The organism is Streptomyces sp. RGM 3693 (genome assembly GCF_050471125.1).
GTDB lineage: Bacteria > Actinomycetota > Actinomycetes > Streptomycetales > Streptomycetaceae > Streptomyces.
In genome coordinates this window covers 209,715-227,719 of record NZ_JBMPPQ010000005.1, presented here as the reverse complement: position 1 = coordinate 227,719, position 18,005 = coordinate 209,715, and the positions used below count along the sequence as shown (strand labels likewise).

Annotated in this window: 18 protein-coding genes; 8 read left to right on the top strand and 10 right to left on the bottom strand. The window is 70.6% G+C overall.

What is annotated here, in order from left to right; genetic code table 11:
* Nucleotides 1-165: 165 nt before the first annotated feature.
* Both ACO0M4_RS40470 and ACO0M4_RS40465 read left to right on the top strand, forming a co-directional pair.
* Nucleotides 166-1,155 carry an NlpC/P60 family protein gene (locus ACO0M4_RS40470; RefSeq protein WP_430376278.1) on the top strand — a complete coding sequence of 330 codons (990 nt, stop codon included), beginning with the start codon at nt 166-168 and terminating at the stop codon, nt 1,153-1,155.
* Nucleotides 1,156-1,375: 220 nt separating this feature from the next.
* On the top strand, nt 1,376-2,101 hold the full coding sequence (locus ACO0M4_RS40465; RefSeq protein WP_430376277.1) for a phosphatase PAP2 family protein: 726 nt from the start codon (nt 1,376-1,378) through the stop codon (nt 2,099-2,101).
* A 127-nt stretch (nt 2,102-2,228) separates the two neighbouring features.
* Here the strand turns inward: ACO0M4_RS40465 and ACO0M4_RS40460 are convergent, their stop codons facing one another.
* Nucleotides 2,229-3,845, bottom strand: coding sequence for an FAD-binding oxidoreductase (locus ACO0M4_RS40460; protein ID WP_430376276.1), 1,617 nt, complete (start codon nt 3,843-3,845; stop codon nt 2,229-2,231).
* A 231-nt stretch (nt 3,846-4,076) separates the two neighbouring features.
* Nucleotides 4,077-4,262: a hypothetical protein gene (locus tag ACO0M4_RS40455; protein WP_430376275.1), complete on the bottom strand. Its 186-nt coding sequence runs from the start codon at nt 4,260-4,262 to the stop codon at nt 4,077-4,079.
* Between the two features lie 229 nt (nt 4,263-4,491).
* On the opposite strand from ACO0M4_RS40455, the gene ACO0M4_RS40450 reads away from it, so the two are divergent.
* Both ACO0M4_RS40450 and ACO0M4_RS40445 read left to right on the top strand, forming a co-directional pair.
* Nucleotides 4,492-5,352 carry a hypothetical protein gene (locus ACO0M4_RS40450; RefSeq protein WP_430376274.1) on the top strand — a complete coding sequence of 287 codons (861 nt, stop codon included), beginning with the start codon at nt 4,492-4,494 and terminating at the stop codon, nt 5,350-5,352.
* Nucleotides 5,353-5,556: 204 nt separating this feature from the next.
* Nucleotides 5,557-5,760 carry a hypothetical protein gene (locus tag ACO0M4_RS40445; RefSeq protein WP_430376273.1) on the top strand — a complete coding sequence of 68 codons (204 nt, stop codon included), beginning with the start codon at nt 5,557-5,559 and terminating at the stop codon, nt 5,758-5,760.
* Between the two features lie 20 nt (nt 5,761-5,780).
* Here the strand turns inward: ACO0M4_RS40445 and ACO0M4_RS40440 are convergent, their stop codons facing one another.
* The gene (locus tag ACO0M4_RS40440) at nt 5,781-6,197 is read right to left on the bottom strand and encodes a metal-sensitive transcriptional regulator (protein ID WP_430376272.1); all 417 of its coding nucleotides are present in this window, start codon (nt 6,195-6,197) and stop codon (nt 5,781-5,783) included.
* 194 nt (nt 6,198-6,391) lie between these two features.
* Here ACO0M4_RS40440 and ACO0M4_RS40435 point away from each other — a divergent pair, with 194 nt between their 5' ends.
* Both ACO0M4_RS40435 and ACO0M4_RS40430 read left to right on the top strand, forming a co-directional pair.
* Nucleotides 6,392-7,012, top strand: a complete 621-nt coding sequence (locus ACO0M4_RS40435) for a DUF47 domain-containing protein (RefSeq protein ID WP_100606098.1) — start codon at nt 6,392-6,394, stop codon at nt 7,010-7,012.
* Between the two features lie 9 nt (nt 7,013-7,021).
* Nucleotides 7,022-8,020, top strand: a complete 999-nt coding sequence (locus ACO0M4_RS40430; RefSeq protein WP_430376271.1) for an inorganic phosphate transporter — start codon at nt 7,022-7,024, stop codon at nt 8,018-8,020.
* Nucleotides 8,021-8,161: 141 nt separating this feature from the next.
* On the opposite strand, the gene pstB is transcribed toward ACO0M4_RS40430, so the two are convergent.
* The 4 genes from pstB to pstS form a co-directional block, all read right to left on the bottom strand.
* The gene (pstB, locus tag ACO0M4_RS40425; protein ID WP_430376270.1) at nt 8,162-8,938 is read right to left on the bottom strand and encodes a phosphate ABC transporter ATP-binding protein PstB; all 777 of its coding nucleotides are present in this window, start codon (nt 8,936-8,938) and stop codon (nt 8,162-8,164) included.
* Nucleotides 8,939-8,970: 32 nt separating this feature from the next.
* The gene (gene pstA / locus ACO0M4_RS40420; protein WP_430376269.1) at nt 8,971-10,050 is read right to left on the bottom strand and encodes a phosphate ABC transporter permease PstA; all 1,080 of its coding nucleotides are present in this window, start codon (nt 10,048-10,050) and stop codon (nt 8,971-8,973) included.
* Between the two features lie 91 nt (nt 10,051-10,141).
* Nucleotides 10,142-11,137, bottom strand: a complete 996-nt coding sequence (gene pstC, locus ACO0M4_RS40415; RefSeq protein ID WP_430376268.1) for a phosphate ABC transporter permease subunit PstC — start codon at nt 11,135-11,137, stop codon at nt 10,142-10,144.
* 100 nt (nt 11,138-11,237) lie between these two features.
* Complete coding sequence (gene pstS, locus ACO0M4_RS40410) at nt 11,238-12,368, bottom strand: phosphate ABC transporter substrate-binding protein PstS (RefSeq protein ID WP_430376267.1); 1,131 nt, start codon at nt 12,366-12,368, stop codon at nt 11,238-11,240.
* A 497-nt stretch (nt 12,369-12,865) separates the two neighbouring features.
* Between pstS and ACO0M4_RS40405 the strand changes: the two genes are divergently transcribed.
* Both ACO0M4_RS40405 and ACO0M4_RS40400 read left to right on the top strand, forming a co-directional pair.
* Complete coding sequence (locus ACO0M4_RS40405; protein ID WP_430376381.1) at nt 12,866-13,918, top strand: NlpC/P60 family protein; 1,053 nt, start codon at nt 12,866-12,868, stop codon at nt 13,916-13,918.
* Nucleotides 13,919-14,359: 441 nt separating this feature from the next.
* Nucleotides 14,360-15,988 (top strand): PP2C family protein-serine/threonine phosphatase, encoded by a 1,629-nt coding sequence (locus ACO0M4_RS40400; protein WP_430376266.1) that lies wholly within the window; start codon nt 14,360-14,362, stop codon nt 15,986-15,988.
* 150 nt (nt 15,989-16,138) lie between these two features.
* Here ACO0M4_RS40400 and ACO0M4_RS40395 read toward each other — a convergent pair whose 3' ends face one another.
* The 3 genes from ACO0M4_RS40395 to ACO0M4_RS40385 form a co-directional block, all read right to left on the bottom strand.
* Complete coding sequence (locus ACO0M4_RS40395) at nt 16,139-16,480, bottom strand: DUF2516 family protein (RefSeq protein WP_430376265.1); 342 nt, start codon at nt 16,478-16,480, stop codon at nt 16,139-16,141.
* A 147-nt stretch (nt 16,481-16,627) separates the two neighbouring features.
* Complete coding sequence (locus ACO0M4_RS40390; protein WP_430376264.1) at nt 16,628-17,272, bottom strand: hypothetical protein; 645 nt, start codon at nt 17,270-17,272, stop codon at nt 16,628-16,630.
* Nucleotides 17,273-17,304: 32 nt separating this feature from the next.
* The gene (locus ACO0M4_RS40385; protein WP_430376263.1) at nt 17,305-17,760 is read right to left on the bottom strand and encodes a helix-turn-helix domain-containing protein; all 456 of its coding nucleotides are present in this window, start codon (nt 17,758-17,760) and stop codon (nt 17,305-17,307) included.
* Nucleotides 17,761-18,005 lie beyond the last annotated feature (245 nt).

The following is an 18,005-nucleotide window of genomic DNA, read 5'->3' as shown; positions in this document are numbered from 1 at the left end:
GCGGGTCCGTGGTGGTGGGCGGATGTGACGCGAATCGCACACCGTTCGAAGCGCCCCGTGCGCCGGCCCGTGCACCGTGGTGCGGCGGCAGGGCGCGCGGTGGCCGGCGAAAGGGCTGTGAACCGGGCCTGAATGGGGGAGGGTTGTGGGGTGCGGAAATTCTGGATGGCCAGTGGGCTCGGGGTGGGGCTGATGCTCTGCCTGGTCGGCCTGCTCGTGATCGGTACGTATGGGGCGGCGGCCGGGCTGGCGGGGGCCGCGGGCCGGGCGGTCGGGCTGGCCAAGGGTGCGGTGCCGGCCGCGTACCAGTCGTTGGTGCAGAAGTGGGGGACGCTCTGCCCGGCCATCAATCCGGCCCTGTTGGCGGCGCAGCTCTATCAGGAGAGTGGCTGGAACGCGCATGCGCAGAGCCCGGCGGACGCCCGCGGCATAGCGCAGTTCATCCCGGGGACGTGGGCCACCCACGGCATCGACGGCAACGGCGACGGCAAGAAGGACATCTGGGATCCGGAGGACGCCATTCCGTCGGCCGCCTCGTACGACTGTGAACTGGCCGGCTACGTGAAGGACGCGGCGGGGAACGCCACCGCGAACATGCTCGCCGCCTACAACGCCGGCGCCTACCGGGTCATCCAGTACAACGGGGTGCCGCCGTACAGCGAGACGCAGAACTACGTGAAGACGATCACGACCCTGGCCAAGAGCTTCGAGGCCCCGGTCGGCCCGGTGGCGGCCTCCCGGCAGGCCGCGGGCGCCATCTACTACGCCCAGGGCAAGCTCGGCACGCCCTATCTGTGGGGCGGCAACGGAACGGCCGACCAGGGCGGGCGGTTCGACTGCTCGGGGTTGACCAAGGCCGCCTACCAGTCGGTGGGCATCGAACTGCCGCGGGTGGCGAACGACCAGTGGAACGCCGGCCCGCACCCGAAGCGGAACGAGTTGCTCCCGGGCGACCTGGTGTTCTTCGCGTACGACCTGAACGACCCGCGGTCCATCCACCACGTGGGCATGTACGTGGGCGGCGGATACATGATCAATGCGCCCTACACCGGCGCGGTGATCCGGTTCGACAAGATCGATACGCCGGACTACATCGGCGCCACCCGCGTGACGTCGGATGGCGCGAAAGCGCTCCCCACCGGGAACGGCGGGTGAACATAAGTCCTGAACTGCGGTGACGCATCAAGCTTCGATAACGTCCTGGTGATCATCCCGTGGAGAGTGGAACGCCGGGGGTGAGCGGCGCGTTCCCTTGGCGTGGGGACACGGCAACGCTCGCGGCAGTACAGGCTCGACGGTCACACGGATCGGCAACGGGGGTTGGTAGCACTGGGCGGCGCTCGCACGGCGCGCGGAAGATAAGGGGCCACGGTAGATGGCTGGACTCGCATTCGAGGGGCCGAACCCCGATGTCGACGTGCTCGACGGCATCAACGGCCTCGCGAAGCACGCTCCACAGTGGGTGAACCGCGCGATGGAGTTCCTCGGTGAGTACGGCATCATCGCCGCCCTTGGGGTGCTGTGTCTGGTCGCCTGGTGGGCCGCCCGCCGCCGGCCGGAGAGGCCGGCCGCGATCGCCGGATTGGTCTGGGCGCCGCTGGCCGCCGGGTTGGCGCTGCTGGCCAACATCCCGATCCGCGGATTCGTCGAGCGGCCGCGGCCGTTCAAGGACCACGCCGGCCTGACGGTGCTGATCCCCGGCAAGAGCGACTTCTCGTTCGTCAGCGATCACGCCACGCTCACCATGGCCGTCGGCGTCGGCCTCTTCATCGCGCACCGCCGCTTCGGTCTGATCGGGATCGGGCTGGCGCTGCTCGAAGGGTTCTGCCGGGTCTACATGGGCGTCCACTACCCGACTGACGTGGTCGGCGGGTTCGCCCTCGGCACGGCCGTCGCACTGCTGCTGGCACCGCTCGCGCAGGCGGTGCTGGTGCCGATGATGACGGCGGTCGAACGGTCGCCGCTGGCCTGGCTGGTCCGGGCCGGAGGTCGCTCGACGGAGCCGGTGGCGGCCGGCCGGGGCGCGGAGCCCGGCCCGGTGGTGGCCGCGGAGCCGGCGCTGCGCCATCAGGACGAGCGGGACAAGGACCTGGCGGCGTGACACCCCCGATACGGCCTGACGGTCCGGGCGCCCGGAGCCCGGGCGTCTGACGGAGCGTAGGGCGATGGCCCGGCCCCTCACGGAAGAGGGGCCGGGCCATCGGCGTTCCGTAGGTGTCCGGGGCGGGTCAGAGGGACTGGGCGAAGGTGCTGAACAGCCGCTGCGGGTCGTAGCTCTGCTTGACCTTGTCGAGGCGGGCGGCGGCCGTCCCGTAGTAGGCGGACTTCCAGTCGGACAGGCCGGGGTCGGTGTAGTTCTGGTACGCCGCGCCCGAGGAGTGGCGCTGCATCGCGCCGTGGAAGCTGTTCAGCCAGGCGGTGCTGGTGGCGCCGGAGCCTCCCCCAGTGCCTGGACGGCCCTGGGAGGTGCCCCCCGCCGGCCAGGACGCCAGGTACTGGGCGAGGAAGCGGGAGCGGCGGTGGACGAAGGCGGTGTCGCCGGCGCCCACGCGGTTGATCGCACCGCCCAGCGCGGTCAGCGCGACGTTGCCGGTGACGCCCTTGCGGCCGCCGCTCTCGATCTGCGTCAGCAGGGCCTGGACGCCCGCCGCGGACAGTGAGCGGTCGAAGAAGTGCGAGCGGGCCGCGTAGGTCTCCCGGCCCAGCATCCCGGCACCGGTGTGGCCGGGGAGGGTGCCCGGCATGTGGCACTGGGCGGTGGACTTCGACGAGCAGCCCGCGTATGCCTCCATCGCGTCCAGGTAGCCGATCGGGGTGAGGCTGACGTGGGTGGCCGGGCCGGGGCCGCCGGGCTGGTCGGCGAGCTTGTCGACGGCGTTCTGGAGGTCCCGGTAGCCGCCGAGGGAGAAGGCCGCGACGGAGACGGCGGGGGTGCCGCCGGGGCGGGCGTCGAAGTGGGCGGCGGACCATATCTCGTCGGGCTGGTCCGGGCCCCACTTCTGCCAGGAGCCCAGCACCGCCGCGGCCTTCGACCACGGCCAGGTCATGTACGCCATCACCGCGCGGGGTGCCGGGTGGGTGCGGAAGCGGAGTTCGGTGACCACTCCGAAGTTGCCGTTGCCGGCGCCGCGCAGGGCCCAGAAGAGGTCGGGGTGGTGGTCCTGGTCGCAGTCGACGGTCTTGCCGTCGGCCGTGACGACGGTGGCGCCGACCAGGCTGTCGCAGGTCAGGCCGTACGCGCGGGAGACCACGCCGTGACCGCCGCCGAGGGTGAGGCCGGATATGCCGACGGTGGGGCAGGAGCCGCCGGGGACCGTGACGCCGTGCGGGGCCAGGCCCTCGTAGACGTCGATGAGTTTGGCGCCGGCACCGATCCGGGTGGTGCCGCCGGACGGCGCGCCGACCTTGTTGAGCGCCGAGACGTCGATGATGAGCTTGCCGTCGCCGCTGGAGAAGCCGGCGTAGGAGTGGCCGCCGCTGCGGATGGCTATCGGGGCGTTGTAGCGGCGGGCGAAGGTCAGGCATTCGGCTATGTCGCCGGGGTGCTTGACGTAGGCGATGGCGGACGGCTTGAGGGTGTCGAAACGGGTGTTGTAGAGGCGTCGGGCGGAGGGGTAGGAGGCGTCGGACGCGCGTATCAGGTCGCCGTCGAGGCTTTTGCCGAGTGCGGACCAGGCCGTCTGGGTGGCCGGGCTCTTGGCGGCGGCCGCGGTGCTCATGGCGCCTGTGGTCCCGCTGCCGGAGGCCGCCGCGGCGGGTCCGCCCGGGGCGTCGCAGCCGGTGGCCAGGGCGAGGGAGGTGGCCGCGAGTCCGCCGCCGGCCGTCAGGAGTGTGCGCCGCTTCACTGGGATGAATCCCCCTTGGTTGTCGTACGGTCCGGCCCCGGCCCGCCGGTCGTCCGGCAGGTGGTCGCGGGGCGTGTGCCGGGACACCGCACCGGGCGGGGGCGACCGGACACGTCCCCGTTGTGCCGTTCCGTCCGGTACGCGAGTGAAGTCTGTTGCCGCGCGGTGCTGTTGTGTCCCTCACTACCCAGATGCGGCGCCGGGGGTGGTGGGTTCCCGGAACGGACCGGGTCATTCCACGGGGCGTCCGGGGGCGGCGCCGTGGCTGCCCTGCGCAGCGGCCAGGTGACGCTCGGCATCGGTCCGCGCCTGGGAGCGGGCGCGGCGGGCCATCCCGGTCCAACCGCAGTCGCAGCGGGCCAGGCAGAAGGAACCGCGCTCGGTGGTGAAGGTGTGGTGCGGGAGGGGTTCGGGCACCCGGCCACGCTAGCCCCTGCCGGCGAATTCCCGTCCGGCGGGCGGACGCCGGGAGTGCCCCGGCCGGGGCCACGCCCCGGGTGCCGTTGCGTGACGAGGCCCCGAAACGGTCGTTGAACGGATCGGTCGACGCACCGTCAGACGGGCCGGGGGCGGGACGTCCGACCGTCCCGAGCGGACCGGCCGGCCCAGGCGGTCCCGAACGCAGCGGCCGAGGGGGCTCGTACGCATGGTGGTACAGGACAGGCGAGGCGGCGCGGTCGCCGCGGCCGTGGCGTGCGGGACGGGATTGATGGCGGGGCTGCTGGCGACGACGGGCTGTTCGCCGGACGGTGCCGCGGCGGACGACCAGGTGCCGCCTGGGCGGACGGCGGCCGCGGTGGAGCTGCGGCGCAGCGTCGAGGCGCTGGTACGGGCCGGCACCGCCAAGGTGCGGACGGCGATGGAGACGGTCAGCGGTGGGACGCGGGTGGCGATCCGGGGGGGCGGAGGCTATGACTTCGCGGCCGCCAGCGGTCAGCTGCGGGTGGTGTTGCCGGACCTGAAGGGCAAGCCCAGCGGCGGCCACCAGCCGATCACCGAGATTTTGGCGCCCGGCGCGCTGTTCATGAAGAACCGGGGGGCGGGGGTGCCGGTCGACAAGTGGGTGCGGGTGGACACCGCGACGCTGTCCGACGGGAATCTGGTCACCGGCGGGGTGACCGACCCGCTGGCCGCCGCCGAACTGCTGCGCGGCGCGCGGGAGGTGACGTTCCAGGGGGAGGAGCGGCTGGGCGGGGTGGTGGTGCGGCACTACCGCGGGACGACCGATCTGGCCGCGGCCGCCGGGAGGGCGTCGGCGCGGACCAGGCCGGCGTTGGTGGCGGCGGAAAAAGGGTTCACCACCGTCGTGGTGCCGTTCGACGCGTACCTGGACGACGCCGGGCGGCTGCGCAAGGTCCGCCAGCGGTTCCGGTTCGCCAATGGTGCGCCGGCGGGGGCGTCGGTGACCTCCACGACCGAGCTGTACGGGTTCGGCACCGTGGTCGCGGTGCGGCTGCCGGACCGGCGCGACATCTTCACCGGGAAGATCGCTTCGGCGTCGTCGTAGCGGGCGGCGTGGTGGATCGGGGCCTCGTGGACCGCGTCCTAGTGGACCGCGACCTCGGGGGCCTCAGGGGCCGCGGCCTCGTGGGCTGAGCCCTCGGCGGTCGGCGGGAGCGGAAATGGTCCTTCCGTGTCATGCGCGGGACGGGCGGTGCTCCCTACGCTGACGGTAACCACCGAGGCGTGGGAAGGCGCTCGAAGGGAGGAGGTGTCGGACGTGCCCGCCCATCGCCATCCGACCGTTCAGGACCAGGTGGCCCTGGCCGAGATCGACCTCACCGGTGAGTTGATGATCGCGGCGGCGGCCGCGAGCGAGGACCGGCTCAGCAACGACCGGATCGACGAACTCCTGCACGTGGCCGGGGCCCCGTGCCGGGACGGGGCCGACCGGGGGGCGCCGGACACGCCCTGACGCGCCCGGCTCCGCGGCGGTCAGCTCCGCAGCATCCGCTCGATCGCCTTGGTCGCCTCCTGGACCTTGGCCTCGATGGCGTCCGGTCCCTTGGTGGCGGCGTCGGCGACGCAGTGCCGCAGGTGCTCCTCCAGCAGTTGGAGGCCGAAGGACTGCAGGCCCTTCGTGCTCGCCGAGACCTGAGTGAGTATGTCGATGCAGTAGACGTCTTCTTCGAGCATGCGCTGGAGACCGCGGATCTGGCCCTCGATGCGGCGCAGTCGCTTGATGTGCGCGTCCTTTTGCTTGGCGTAGCCGTGACCGCCCGGCGCCGGATTTTCCACAGCGGTATCGGTCACAGCTCCGGGCCCGGTGCGGGGGTCGGATTCCGGCTGGGGGCCGTGGCAGGCCGCGGCGGCTGCGGTGCCGCCGCTGGTGCCCGCGTCCGTGGTCGTCATGGCCATCTCCCGTGGTAATGAGGCGATCCGTATACCCCCGGCGGGTATATCGTACCGAAGTTTGCGGGCACCCGCGGTACCCCGTGCAGAGCATGCTGCCCGATGGGCGACACTGAAGGAATGCCGGTTAGCTGTGGCTGGATGATGCGCCTAGCATCAACTCGACCGAATCCGATGCACCCCGAGGATTTCACGTGCGCTTTCGTCTGACCCCCAGGGAGACGAGCTTCTACGACATGTTCGCCGCTTCCGCGGACAACATCGTCACCGGCTCCAAACTCCTGATGGAAATGCTCGGGGCGGACGCCTCCGCACGGGCTGAGATTGCCGAACGCATGCGGGCGGCCGAGCACGCGGGGGACGACGCGACGCACGCGATCTTCCACCAGCTGAACTCCTCGTTCATCACGCCGTTCGACCGCGAGGACATCTACGCCCTCGCCTCGTCGCTCGACGACATCATGGACTTCATGGAGGAGGCCGTCGATCTGGTCGTCCTCTACAAGGTCGAGGAACTCCCCAAGGGAGTCGAGCAGCAGATCGAGGTGTTGGCGCGGGCGGCCGAGCTGACCGCCGAGGCGATGCCGAACCTCCGCACGATGTCGAACCTCACCGAGTACTGGATCGAGGTCAACCGTCTGGAGAACCAGGCCGACCAGATCCACCGCAAGCTGCTGGCCCACCTCTTCAACGGCAAGTACGACGCCATCGAGGTGCTCAAGCTCAAGCAGATCGTGGACATCCTGGAGGAGGCGGCGGACGCTTTCGAGCATGTCGCCAACACGGTCGAGACCATCGCGGTCAAGGAGTCCTGAGCCCCGGCCATGGACACCTTCGCGCTTGTCGTGACCATTGCGGTCGCGCTCGGTTTCACATACACCAACGGCTTCCACGACTCCGCGAACGCCATCGCGACCTCGGTGTCGACGCGGGCGCTGACCCCGCGGGCCGCGTTGGCGATGGCGGCCGTGATGAACCTGGCCGGTGCCTTCCTGGGCAGCGGCGTCGCCAAGACGGTCAGCGAAGGGCTGATCTCCACTCCCCACGGTGACAAGGGGATGGGCATCCTCTTCGCCGCGCTGCTCGGTGCGGTCGTCTGGAACCTCGTCACCTGGTACTTCGGCCTACCGTCGTCGTCCTCGCACGCACTGTTCGGCGGCATGGTCGGTGCCGCGCTCGCCGGCGGTACGACGGTGATCTGGTCCGGGGTGATCTCGAAGGTCGTCCTGCCGATGTTCATCTCGCCGGTGATCGGCCTGGTGCTCGGCTACTTCGTGATGGTGCTGATCCTCTGGCTGTTCCGTAAGGCCAATCCGCACAAGGCCAAGCGCGGTTTCCGCATAGCGCAGACCGTCTCGGCGGCGGGCATGGCCCTCGGGCACGGCCTCCAGGACGCCCAGAAGACCATGGGCATCGTGGTGATGGCCCTGGTCATCGCCGACGTCGAGAAGGCCAACGACGCCATTCCGCTGTGGGTCAAGCTGGCCTGCGCGATCACCATGTCGCTCGGTACGTACGCGGGCGGCTGGCGGATCATGCGGACGCTGGGTCGGCGGATCATCGAGCTGGACCCGCCGCAGGGCTTCGCCGCGGAGACCACGTCCGCCTCGGTGATGTACGTGGCGTCGTTCATGTTCCACGCGCCGATCTCCACCACGCACGTCATCACCGCCTCGATCATGGGCGTCGGCTCGACCAAGGGCTCGCGTGCGGTGCGCTGGGGCGTGGCCAAGAACATCGTGATGGGCTGGTTCATCACCATGCCGGCCGCGGCGCTGGTCGCCGCCCTGGCGTTCTGGCTGATCAAGCTGGCGTTCGGCTGACATTGCGGTGCCGTCCCGCGGACGGTACGCGTCGACCAAAAGGGCCCGCCCCCCGGTAGGAGGGGCGGGCCCTTCGTCCTGTGGTGGCACCGCCATGCAGCACCACAGGACACCGGGGGAGGCCGCCGGGAGCACGACGGCCTAGCCGAACCGTCCGGAGATGTAGTCCTCCGTGGCCTGGACCGACGGGTTGGAGAAGATCCGCTCGGTCTCGTCGATCTCGATCAGCTTGCCGGGCTTGCCGACGGCCGCCAGGTTGAAGAACGCCGTGCGGTCCGAGACCCGGGCGGCCTGCTGCATGTTGTGCGTCACGATGACGATCGTGAAGCGCTCCTTCAGCTCGCCGATCAGGTCCTCGATGGCGAGGGTGGAGATCGGGTCGAGCGCCGAGCAGGGCTCGTCCATCAGCAGCACCTGCGGCTCGACCGCGATGGCGCGGGCGATGCACAGCCGCTGCTGCTGGCCGCCGGAGAGGCCCGAGCCGGGCTTGTTCAGGCGGTCCTTGACCTCGTTCCAGAGGTTGGCGCCCTTGAGGGAGCGCTCGACGATGTCCTTGAGCTCGCTCTTGCGGTACGTGCCGTTGAGCCGGAGGCCGGCCGCGACGTTGTCGAAGATCGACATCGTGGGGAACGGGTTGGGGCGCTGGAAGACCATGCCGACGGTGCGGCGGACGGCGACCGGGTCGACCCCGGAGCCGTAGAGGTTCTCGTCGTCCAGCAGCACCTTGCCCTCGACGCGGCCGCCGGGGGTGACCTCGTGCATCCGGTTCAGGGTGCGCAGGAAGGTCGACTTGCCGCAGCCGGAGGGGCCGATGAAGGCGGTCACCGAGCGCGGCTCGACGGTCATGGAGATGTCGTCGATGGCCTTGTGGGCACCGTAGTACGCGTTCAGGCCGCTGACGTCGATTCGCTTGGCCATGGAAATCACTGCTTCTTTCGTGGTGGGGCTGGTCAGCGGCCGGCCTTGGGAGCCTTCCAGCGGGCGATGCCGCGGGCCACCAGGTTCAGGACCATGACGAAGGCGATCAGCACGAGTGCCGCGGCCCAGGCCCGGTCGTAGGAGGCGTCGGAGCCCTGCTGCCACTGCTGGAAGACGTAGAGCGGCAGGGACTGCTGGGCGCCGTCGAAGGGGTTGTTGTTGATCGTCTTGGCGCCCCACACCAGCAGCAGCACCGGGGCGGTCTCGCCGGTGATGCGGGCGATGGCGAGCACCACGCCGGTGGTGATGCCGCCGATCGAGGTGGGCAGGACGACCTTCAGGATCGTGCGCCACTTCGGGACGCCGAGGGCCAACGACGCCTCGCGCAGCTCGTTCGGGACGAGCTTGAGCATCTCCTCGGTGGAGCGGACCACGACCGGCATCATCAGGATCGCCAGCGCCATCGAGCCGGCGAAGCCGGACGGGCCGAAGCCGAGGATCAGGATCCACACGGACAGGACGAACAGGCCGGCGACGATCGAGGGGATGCCGGTCATCACGTCGACGAAGAAGGTGACGACCTTGGCGAGCGTGCCGCGGCCGTACTCGACGAGGTAGATCGCGGTCAGCAGGCCGAGCGGGGCGGCGATCAGGGTCGCCAGGCCGACCTGCTCCAGGGTGCCGATGATCGCGTGGTAGACGCCGCCGCCGGGCATCGCGTCGGGCAGCGTGCCCATCGAGTGGGACAGGAAGTAGCCGTCCAGGACCTTGGAGCCGCGGGCGACGGTCTCCCACAGCAGCGAGGCGAGCGGGACCACGGCGAGCAGGAAGGCGGTCCACACGACGGTGGTGGCCAGCCGGTCCTTGGCCTGGCGGCGGCCCTCGACGACCGCGGTCAGCAGATACGTCCCGAGGATGAAGACCAGTGCGGCGATCAGGCCCCACTGGACGGCGGAGTCCAGGCCGGCGGCCAGCCCTACGCCGCAGCCGGCGGCGACGGCGACCAGGGCGAGGACCGGCAGGGCCCAACGGGGCAGCCGGGACTGCTTGAGGGCGAGCGGGGGGCGCGACTCGGCGACCTTGCGGTGGCGGTGGCTGGTGGCGACGGTCATGCTGCGCCCTCTTTCTGCGCTTCTTCGCCCACTCGGCATGGAGGTGCGGCTTTCGTGCTCGTCTGCGGTTCGGCGGCCTCGCGCGGGTCGCTCATGCTGCGGCCCCCGAGTACTCCTTGCGGCGGGCGATGATCAGCCGGGCCGCGCCGTTGACGAGCAGGGTGATCACGAAGAGGACGAGGCCGGAGGCGATCAGGGCGTCCTGGCCGAAGGTGTCGGCCTCGCTAAACTTGCTGGCGATGTTCTGGGCGAAGGTGCCGCCGCCCGGGTCCAGCAGGCTGGCGTTGATCAGGAAGCTCGGGGAGAGGACCGTGGCGACCGCCATCGTCTCGCCCAGCGCCCGGCCCAGGCCGAGCATGGAGGCGCTGATGACGCCGGAGCGGCCGAAGGGGAGCACCGACATCCGGATGACTTCCCAGCGGGTGGCGCCGAGGGCCAGCGCGGCCTCCTCGTGCATCCGCGGGACCTGGAGGAAGACCTCCCGGCTGACGCTGGTCACGATCGGCAGGATCATGATGGCGAGCAGGATGCCGACGGTGAACAGCGAACGGGCGGCCCCGTCGCTGTAGCTGAAGATCCCGGTCCAGCCGAGGTAGTCGTTCAGCCAGCCGTAGAGGCCGCTCAGCTGCGGGACGAGGAAGAGCGCGCCCCACAGGCCGTAGACGATGCTGGGGACCGCGGCGAGCAGGTCGATGACGTAGCCGAGCGGCGAGGCCAGTTTGCGGGGCGCGTAGTGCGAGATGAACAGCGCGATGCCGACCGCGACCGGTACCGCGATGAGCATCGCGATCACCGAGCTGGCGAGCGTGCCGAAGGCGAGCACCGCGATGCCGAACTTGGGCTCGGTGCCGACGGCGTTCCAGTCGAGGGTGGTGAAGAAGTTGCTCTTGTCCCCGGAGATGGCGAGGACCGAGCGGTAGGTGAGGAAGGCCGCGATGGCGGCCATGATCACCAGGAGGGCGATGCCGGAGCCCCGGGAGAGGCCGAGGAAGATCCGGTCGCCGGGGCGGACCGCCTTGCCGGAGACCGATCCGGCGGCCGGTGGCGGTGGGGGCGTTGCGGTGGTCGGGTGTGGTGAGTAATCCATGGGTTTCTCCGGTCTGCGGAGCCTTGTGGGGGCTCCTGCGCGGCGATGCACCGGATGGGCGGCGGTCCCGGGTGGTTCACCGGGACCGCCGCCCGGCGGGTCAGGAGAGCGTGGCGACGGTCTTGCGGACCTTGTCGGCGATCTCGGTCGGGAGCGGGGCGTAGCCGAGGGCCTTGAGGGCGGCCTGGCCGTCCGTGCCGGAGACGTAGGTGAGGAAGGACTTGGTGGCCGGCAGGGTCTCGGCCTTGTTGCCCTTGTCGCAGGCGATCTCGTAGGTCACGAGGGTGATCGGGTACGCGCCCTCGGCCTTGGTGGTGTAGTTCAGCTTCAGCGCCAAGTCGTTGCCCTGGCCGGCCGGCTTGGCCTCGGCGATCGCCTTGGAGGCGTTGTCGACGGTGGCCTCGACCGGGGCCTTGGCGCCGGTGTTGATCTTGACCGTCGGGATCTTGCTGGCCGTGGCGTAGGACAGCTCGAAGTAGGAGATCGCGCCGCTGGTCTGCTTGACCTGCGAGGAGACGCCGGCCGAGCCGGACGCCGCCTGGCCGCCGGTGCCCTCCCACTTCTTCGCCGGCTCGTGCTTCCAGGCACCGCCGGAGGCGGCCTTGAGGTACTTGGTGAAGTTGTCGGTGGTGCCCGAGTCGTCGGAGCGGTGGAACGCCTGGATCTTGAGGTCCGGGAGCTTGGCGCCCGGGTTGAGCTTCTTGATCGCGGGGTCGTTCCAGTTGCTGATCTGCGAGTCGAAGATCTTCGCCAGGGTCGGCGCGTCCAGGACGAGGTTGTCGACGCCGGGGACGTTGTAGCCGACCGCGATCGGGCCGCCGACCATCGGCAGGTCGATCGCCTGGCCGCCCTTGCAGAGCGTCTTCGACCTGGTGATCTCTTCGGGCTTGAGCGGCGAGTCGGAGCCGGCGAAGGCGGTCTGGCCCTGGAGGAAGGTGGTGACGCCGGCGCCGGAGCCGGTGGGCTGGTAGTTGATCTCGGTGCCCTGGCAGGCGCCCGAGTAGTTCTGCACCCAGACGTCCATGGCGTTCTTCTGTGCCGACGAGCCGGAGGCGAGCAGCTTGCCCTTGCCGTCGCACTTGATGTTGGCCGCCTTGGCGGAGCTGCCACCGCTGCCGCCACTGCCGCCGCTGGTGTTGTCGGAGCCGCACGCGGTCAGGGCCAGGGCACCGGAGACGGCGAGAGCGCCAACGGCGAGGGCGCGAACCCGGTTCTTGCGCTGAAGCTTCACTGTCGAGAGTTCCTTCCTGGTGCGCGCCGTTTCCGCGGCGTGCGGGGTGGTGACGGGACGGGGCGGTGTCGCGTTGCCTTCCGGCGAGCCGCGCACTCGGTACGGCCGAAATTAGGCAGATCAGGTGAAGCGGCCGATGGAGCGGAGTGAACGCACGGTGAACCTCGGCCGTCGGCTGCGTGCGGTGCGGAGGGGTGCGGACGGCCGCCTCCGGGGCGCGGCCCAGGTCAGCGGGCGCGGTCGGGGAGCGCCGCCGGACAGCGCCCGGTTCCGGTGCGCGGCGCCGCCGTGGAGCGCGGGATTCCGGGACCGTGAGCCCGTTTCCCTCCACGAAACGGCCCGTCGCTCTGTTGAATTACCGGCCGGTATGGCAGCATCCGCGCCGAAGGAGAGCGCACGAATCGGTGCGGAACGACCGGAGGTGACTGGTGGGGAGCCAGGGGGCACAACAGGGCGTTCGGGGCGCGGGTGCGGGGCGGGGCGTAAGGGGCGGGCGGCTGGCGGTGTGCACCGCGGTCGTGCTCTGCGCGACGGGACTGCTCGGCGGGACGGCGACGGCGGCGCAGCGCACTCCGGCCCCGACGCCGTCGCCCGGTGGCGACGCCCGCCACCTCGACGAGGTGCGCAAGGAGATCGAGGGCCTCTACCGCACGGCGGAGCAGGCCACCGAGGACTACAACGCCGCCGAGGAACAGGTCCAGCTCCAGCAGAAGAAGATCGTCGAGCTGGCCCGCACCATCGACGCCGCACAGCGCCGGCTGGCCACCCTCAAGCGTCGGGCCGGGGCGCTGGCCAGCGCCCAGTACCGCACCGGCGGAATTCCCCCCGAGGCGAAGCTGATGCTCAGTGCCGATCCGGAGGTCTTTCTCGCCAATGCCGATCTGGCCCGTAAGGGACAGCAGGCCGTCAAGGGTGTGATCAGTCAACTCACGCACCTCAAAAGCGACTTGGAGGATTACGCCCAGGACGCCAGCCGCCGCTGGGAGCAACTGGAAACCAATCGCCAGAAGAAGGACGCCGCCCGGAAGAAGATCAACGACAGGATCGACGCGGCGAAAGAACTGGAATCCCGACTGGCCGCCAAGGAAAAGGAACGACTGCGGAAACTGGAGGACGACCAGGCGCTGCTGGCTCAGCAGAAATGGCTCGACTCCGGCGTGCTCAAAGACATCAGCAACAAAGCGTCCGACCGGGGCAAGAAGGCGATTTCGTACGCCACTTCGCAGATCGGTAAGAATTACGTCTGGGGTGCGGTGGGGCCGGACACCTTCGACTGCTCCGGGCTGACCCTGCGGTCCTGGCAGGCCGCCGGCCGGACGATTCCGCGCACCTCGCAGGAGCAGTGGCGGCAGCTGCCCCGGGTGGCGCTCAAGGATATGCGCCCGGGCGACCTCGTCATCTACTTCTCGGACGCCAGCCACGTCGGGATGTACCTCGGCGACGGGGCGATCGTGCACGCACCGCGCCCGGGCCGGCAGGTGACGATCACGGGCGCCGGCTCGATGCCGATCCTGGGCGTCGTCCGGCCGGACGGGGACCCTTCCAGCTGAGCGGCCGCGCGGGCGACGTCAATGCCGGTACGGAGTGATTCCGGACATTTTCCGGGTGCTCATTCCATACCGTGCGGGCGGAATGTCGGTGGTGTCGGACGGCACTGCCGCGACTTCATTGTTTCCGCTCGCGCGACGAGCCGAGGATGATCGACGGCCGTCCTTCCGTAGCGATCCGGTAGCTGAATGCGCCCGTCCGGGGTGATGTTCGTCATTCCCCTTCCCGGCCGCCGCAGGTGAAATGGCTTATCAGCCCTGGCATATGACGAAGGCCGCGTGCCAAAGGGCATTCCGTGTGCAGTGGTCCGGGCGCTATGGTCGCCATTCGATGCCCGGTAGTACCCCGCTCCGCTGACCGACGAGCAAGGGTCGAACCGGGCGCGGTGGTGTGCCGGTCGGTGCACCGCCGTACCCCTCGGGGGGAGGGAAGGAAGCAGACCCATGCCCGTACCCGTACCGCACCAGCGGACGGCCGTGCTGCCGCACCAGGTAGGACCGGTGGACCCCGGCTGCGCGGAAACCGCCCGCGCCGCCGCCGTCGGCGTGCCCGCGCACGGGGGCTGCTCCGAGGCTTCCCGTACGCCGCAGGGTGCGCTGGAGGCTTCCCTCGGCCCCGCCCCGCTGCCCCGGGACCTGCCGGAGGCCGAACTGCCGCGGCCGGCCGCGGACCGGCGACTTCCGGCCGGACGGACTGCTGCCCGCCCGGCGGCCGCCCATGCGCCCGCCCTCACGGCCGAGCCGGTGTCCTCCGTCACGCCCGAGGCGCCCGCGGTCGAGGACCGTTCGGCCGCCGCCGCCTCCGCCGCCGAGCCGGCGCCGGAGCCGCCCGCCCAGGGACTGACCCTGCTCCTCATCGGCGAGGACCCGAACAACCACGTCCCGGAGATGTGGGACTGGGCCGGCCGCAAGGTCCGGCTGCGCACCGCCCGCAACCTCACCGAGGCCGAGCGGCTGCTCACCGACGACGTGCACTGCATCCTGCTCGACCTCACCCCGGCCGAGCGGGCCGGCCGCGAGGAGCTCCCCCAAGGACCTTCGACGCGCTTCGCTCCAGGGGGGACCCCCGTTCCCGCCCGGGCCGACGCCGACGGCACCCCCCGTGACGAGTTGGCCGCCCTGCGCGCCGTGCTGCGCATGGCGCCGTCGCAGGCCGTCCTCGTCCTCACCTGCGAGACGGACGCCGAGCGGGCCGCCGACGCGGTGCGGGTGGGGGCCCAGGACTACCTCTTCCGCGACGAGCTGGACGGCAAGGTGCTCAGCCGTGCGGTGCGCTACGCCGTGGAACGCAAGCGCGCCGACCTCGCCCAGCGCCAGCTCACCGAGTCCCGGCTGCGTGCCCAGGAGAACGCCCGCCTGGAGCGCGGCCTGCTGCCCACGCCGCTGCTCGACGGTTCGGAACTGCGCTTCGCGGCCTGCTACCGGCCCGGCCGCAGCCGGGCCCTGTTGGGCGGCGACTTCTACGACACCGTCCGCACCCCGGACGGCACCGTGCACGCCATGATCGGCGACGTCTGCGGCCACGGCCCCGACGAGGCCGCGCTCGGCGTCGAACTCCGCATCGCCTGGCGCGCGTTGACCTTCGCCGGACTGTACGGCGACGAACTGCTGGCCACCCTCCAGAAGGTGCTGGAGAACGAGCGCTCCGACGACGAGATCTTCGCGACGCTGTGCACCGTCGACTTCTCCGAGGACGGCCACCGCGCCGGGGTGTGCCTGGCCGGCCACCCCGCGCCGCTGCTGGCCCGCGCCGGCGAGCGGCCGGAACTGCTGCCGTACGAATTCGGCGGCCCGGCGCTCGGTCTGCTGCCGGAGGCCCGCTGGCCGCGCCGCCAGGTCGAGCTGGGCGCGGCCTGGAGCCTGCTGATGTACACCGACGGGCTCATCGAGGGCCGCATCGGCGAGGGCACCCAGCGGCTGGGCCAGGAGGGAATGACCGAGCTGGTCACCCGCCAGATGGCGAGCGGCCTGACGGGCGAGGAACTCCTGGAGGCATCGGTGCGGGAGGTCCGCGCCCTGAACGGCGGGGAACTCACGGACGACGTGGCGGTCCTGCTGCTGGACCGGCGCTAGGGCCGGTCCAGCGGATCACGGCCGGGCCGGTGAACCATGGCCGGATCCAGCGGATCACGGCCGGTCCGGTGGATCATGGCCGGGGTCCGCAGCGCTGAGCAGGCCCCGGAGCAGTGACAGGCCCCGGAGCGGTGACGGCCCCGCCCGGGCTTAGCGGCCGCCGTTGTACGGCCCGTAGGGCCCGTCCGAGCTGGAGCCCCGGCGGGGACCGCGTCCGCCGCCGGCCACCGCGCGCAGCGCCGGCCGGACGTCGACGGTGTAGACGATCACCGCGATCAAGCCGATGATCGGCAGGAACGACAGCAGCGGCAGCAGGAACAGCAGCGCCGTGGCGGCGCCGAGGAAGATCAGCCACATGGCCTTGTTGTGCTTGTCGGCCGCGCGGTAGGCGTCGTCGCGGCGGACGGCCGCGTCGATCAGCATCACGGCGGAATAGACGCCTAGGGCGAGCTGAACCCAGCTCAGAACGCTCTGGAATCCGTAAATCAGCACGCCGTCCACCGCCCGTTAGCCGTTCGCCAGGAAATTCGGTCTGTCATCTCGGTCTGTGTGGCTCCTGTGAGCCCCACCGTACCCGGACAACGGGCCGGACACGTGTGGAGTGCCCGGCCCGTGCGATGACTACCGCTCACCGGCGGCTCACGTCGCGGACGACGGCGGGGTGCTCTTCTTCGCCGGGCCCGCCGCGGGCTTGCGCTGCGCGGCCGGCTTCTTGGCCGTGGCGGTCCTCGGCTCGGTCGAGGCGGTGGCCTTCGCCTCGGTACGGGTTCCGTTGGCCGGCACGGTCTTGGCGCGGCTGCCGGTCTCCGTGCCGTTCTTGGTCTCGGTCTTCGGCGCCGACTCCGGCTCGATCGCCACCGCCAGCTCCTCGACCTGCTCGGCGGCGCCGCCGCGCCAGTTCTGCACCGCGCCGCGGCCGCGCTCGGCCAGCTCGTCGTAGGTCTCACGGGCCTGCACGGCGACCTCGGCGGCCCGGCCGACGCCGCGCAGCGCCAGCTCCTGCGCCTGGTCGCGGAACTTCTTCAGGTCCCCGTCCAGCGAGCCCAGCAGGTCGGTCAGCTTTTCCTGGGCCTCCTTGGCCTGCTTGGTGACCAGGGCCTGGATGTCCTTGGGGTCGGTGCTGCGGACCGACTCGAAGCGCTTGGGTGCCTCGGCCTTGATCTTCTCGACCAGCTGCGGCACCTCGCTCAGCTTCTCGGCGGCCAGGTCGGCGGTACCGGCCAGGGCGTACAGCGGGGTCGTGTCGGTCAGGGCCTTGCGGAGGTCATCGGTGGTGATGGCCATGACGTGGTTCCTCCTGGAAACGATGGGGTTGCTCAGGTGGCGTGCGGGCCGCCGTCGGCCTCTGCCTCATGGGGGTGGCCCCCGTCCTCGGGTCCGGTGCCGGACCGGTGCGCCGTGCCGTCGTCCGCGTCGCTGGCGCCGAGCCCGTTCTCCTTGCGGAAGGACTCGTAGATCTGCAGCAGGACCTGCTTCTGCCGCTCGTTCAGCGACGGGTCGGTGAGTATCGCGGTCTGCACCCCGGCGCCGTCCGGGCCGCGCCGCTCGTCCAGGATCCCGGCCTGGACGTACAGCGTCTCGGCGGATATCCGCAGCGCCTTGGCCAGCTGCTGGAGGATCTCCGCGCTCGGCTTGCGCAGACCGCGCTCGATCTGGCTGAGGTACGGGTTGGACACCCCCGCGGCATCCGCCAGCTGCCGCAGGCTCAGCTGCGCGGTGCGCCGCTGCTCCCGCAGGAAGTCGCCGAGATTGCCGACATTGAGAGATGCCATGCCTCGATACTGCACGGCAGTGCTAACTATTGCAAGCAAGTGCTAGCAATAGTGGCGTGTGTCATGGGTGGCTGAGCGCGCCGGTTGGTGACGTGTCCCGCTGAAGATGAGCCAGTCTCGGTCGATCTGAACCATCTGGTCGCTCGTCTCAGTCAACCGTGACCATCTGTCGATCTGTCTCGCTCTTCTTGACCCACTGCCGCACCGGGGTCCCTACGGTCTTCGTATCGGGCGGGTGCCGAACG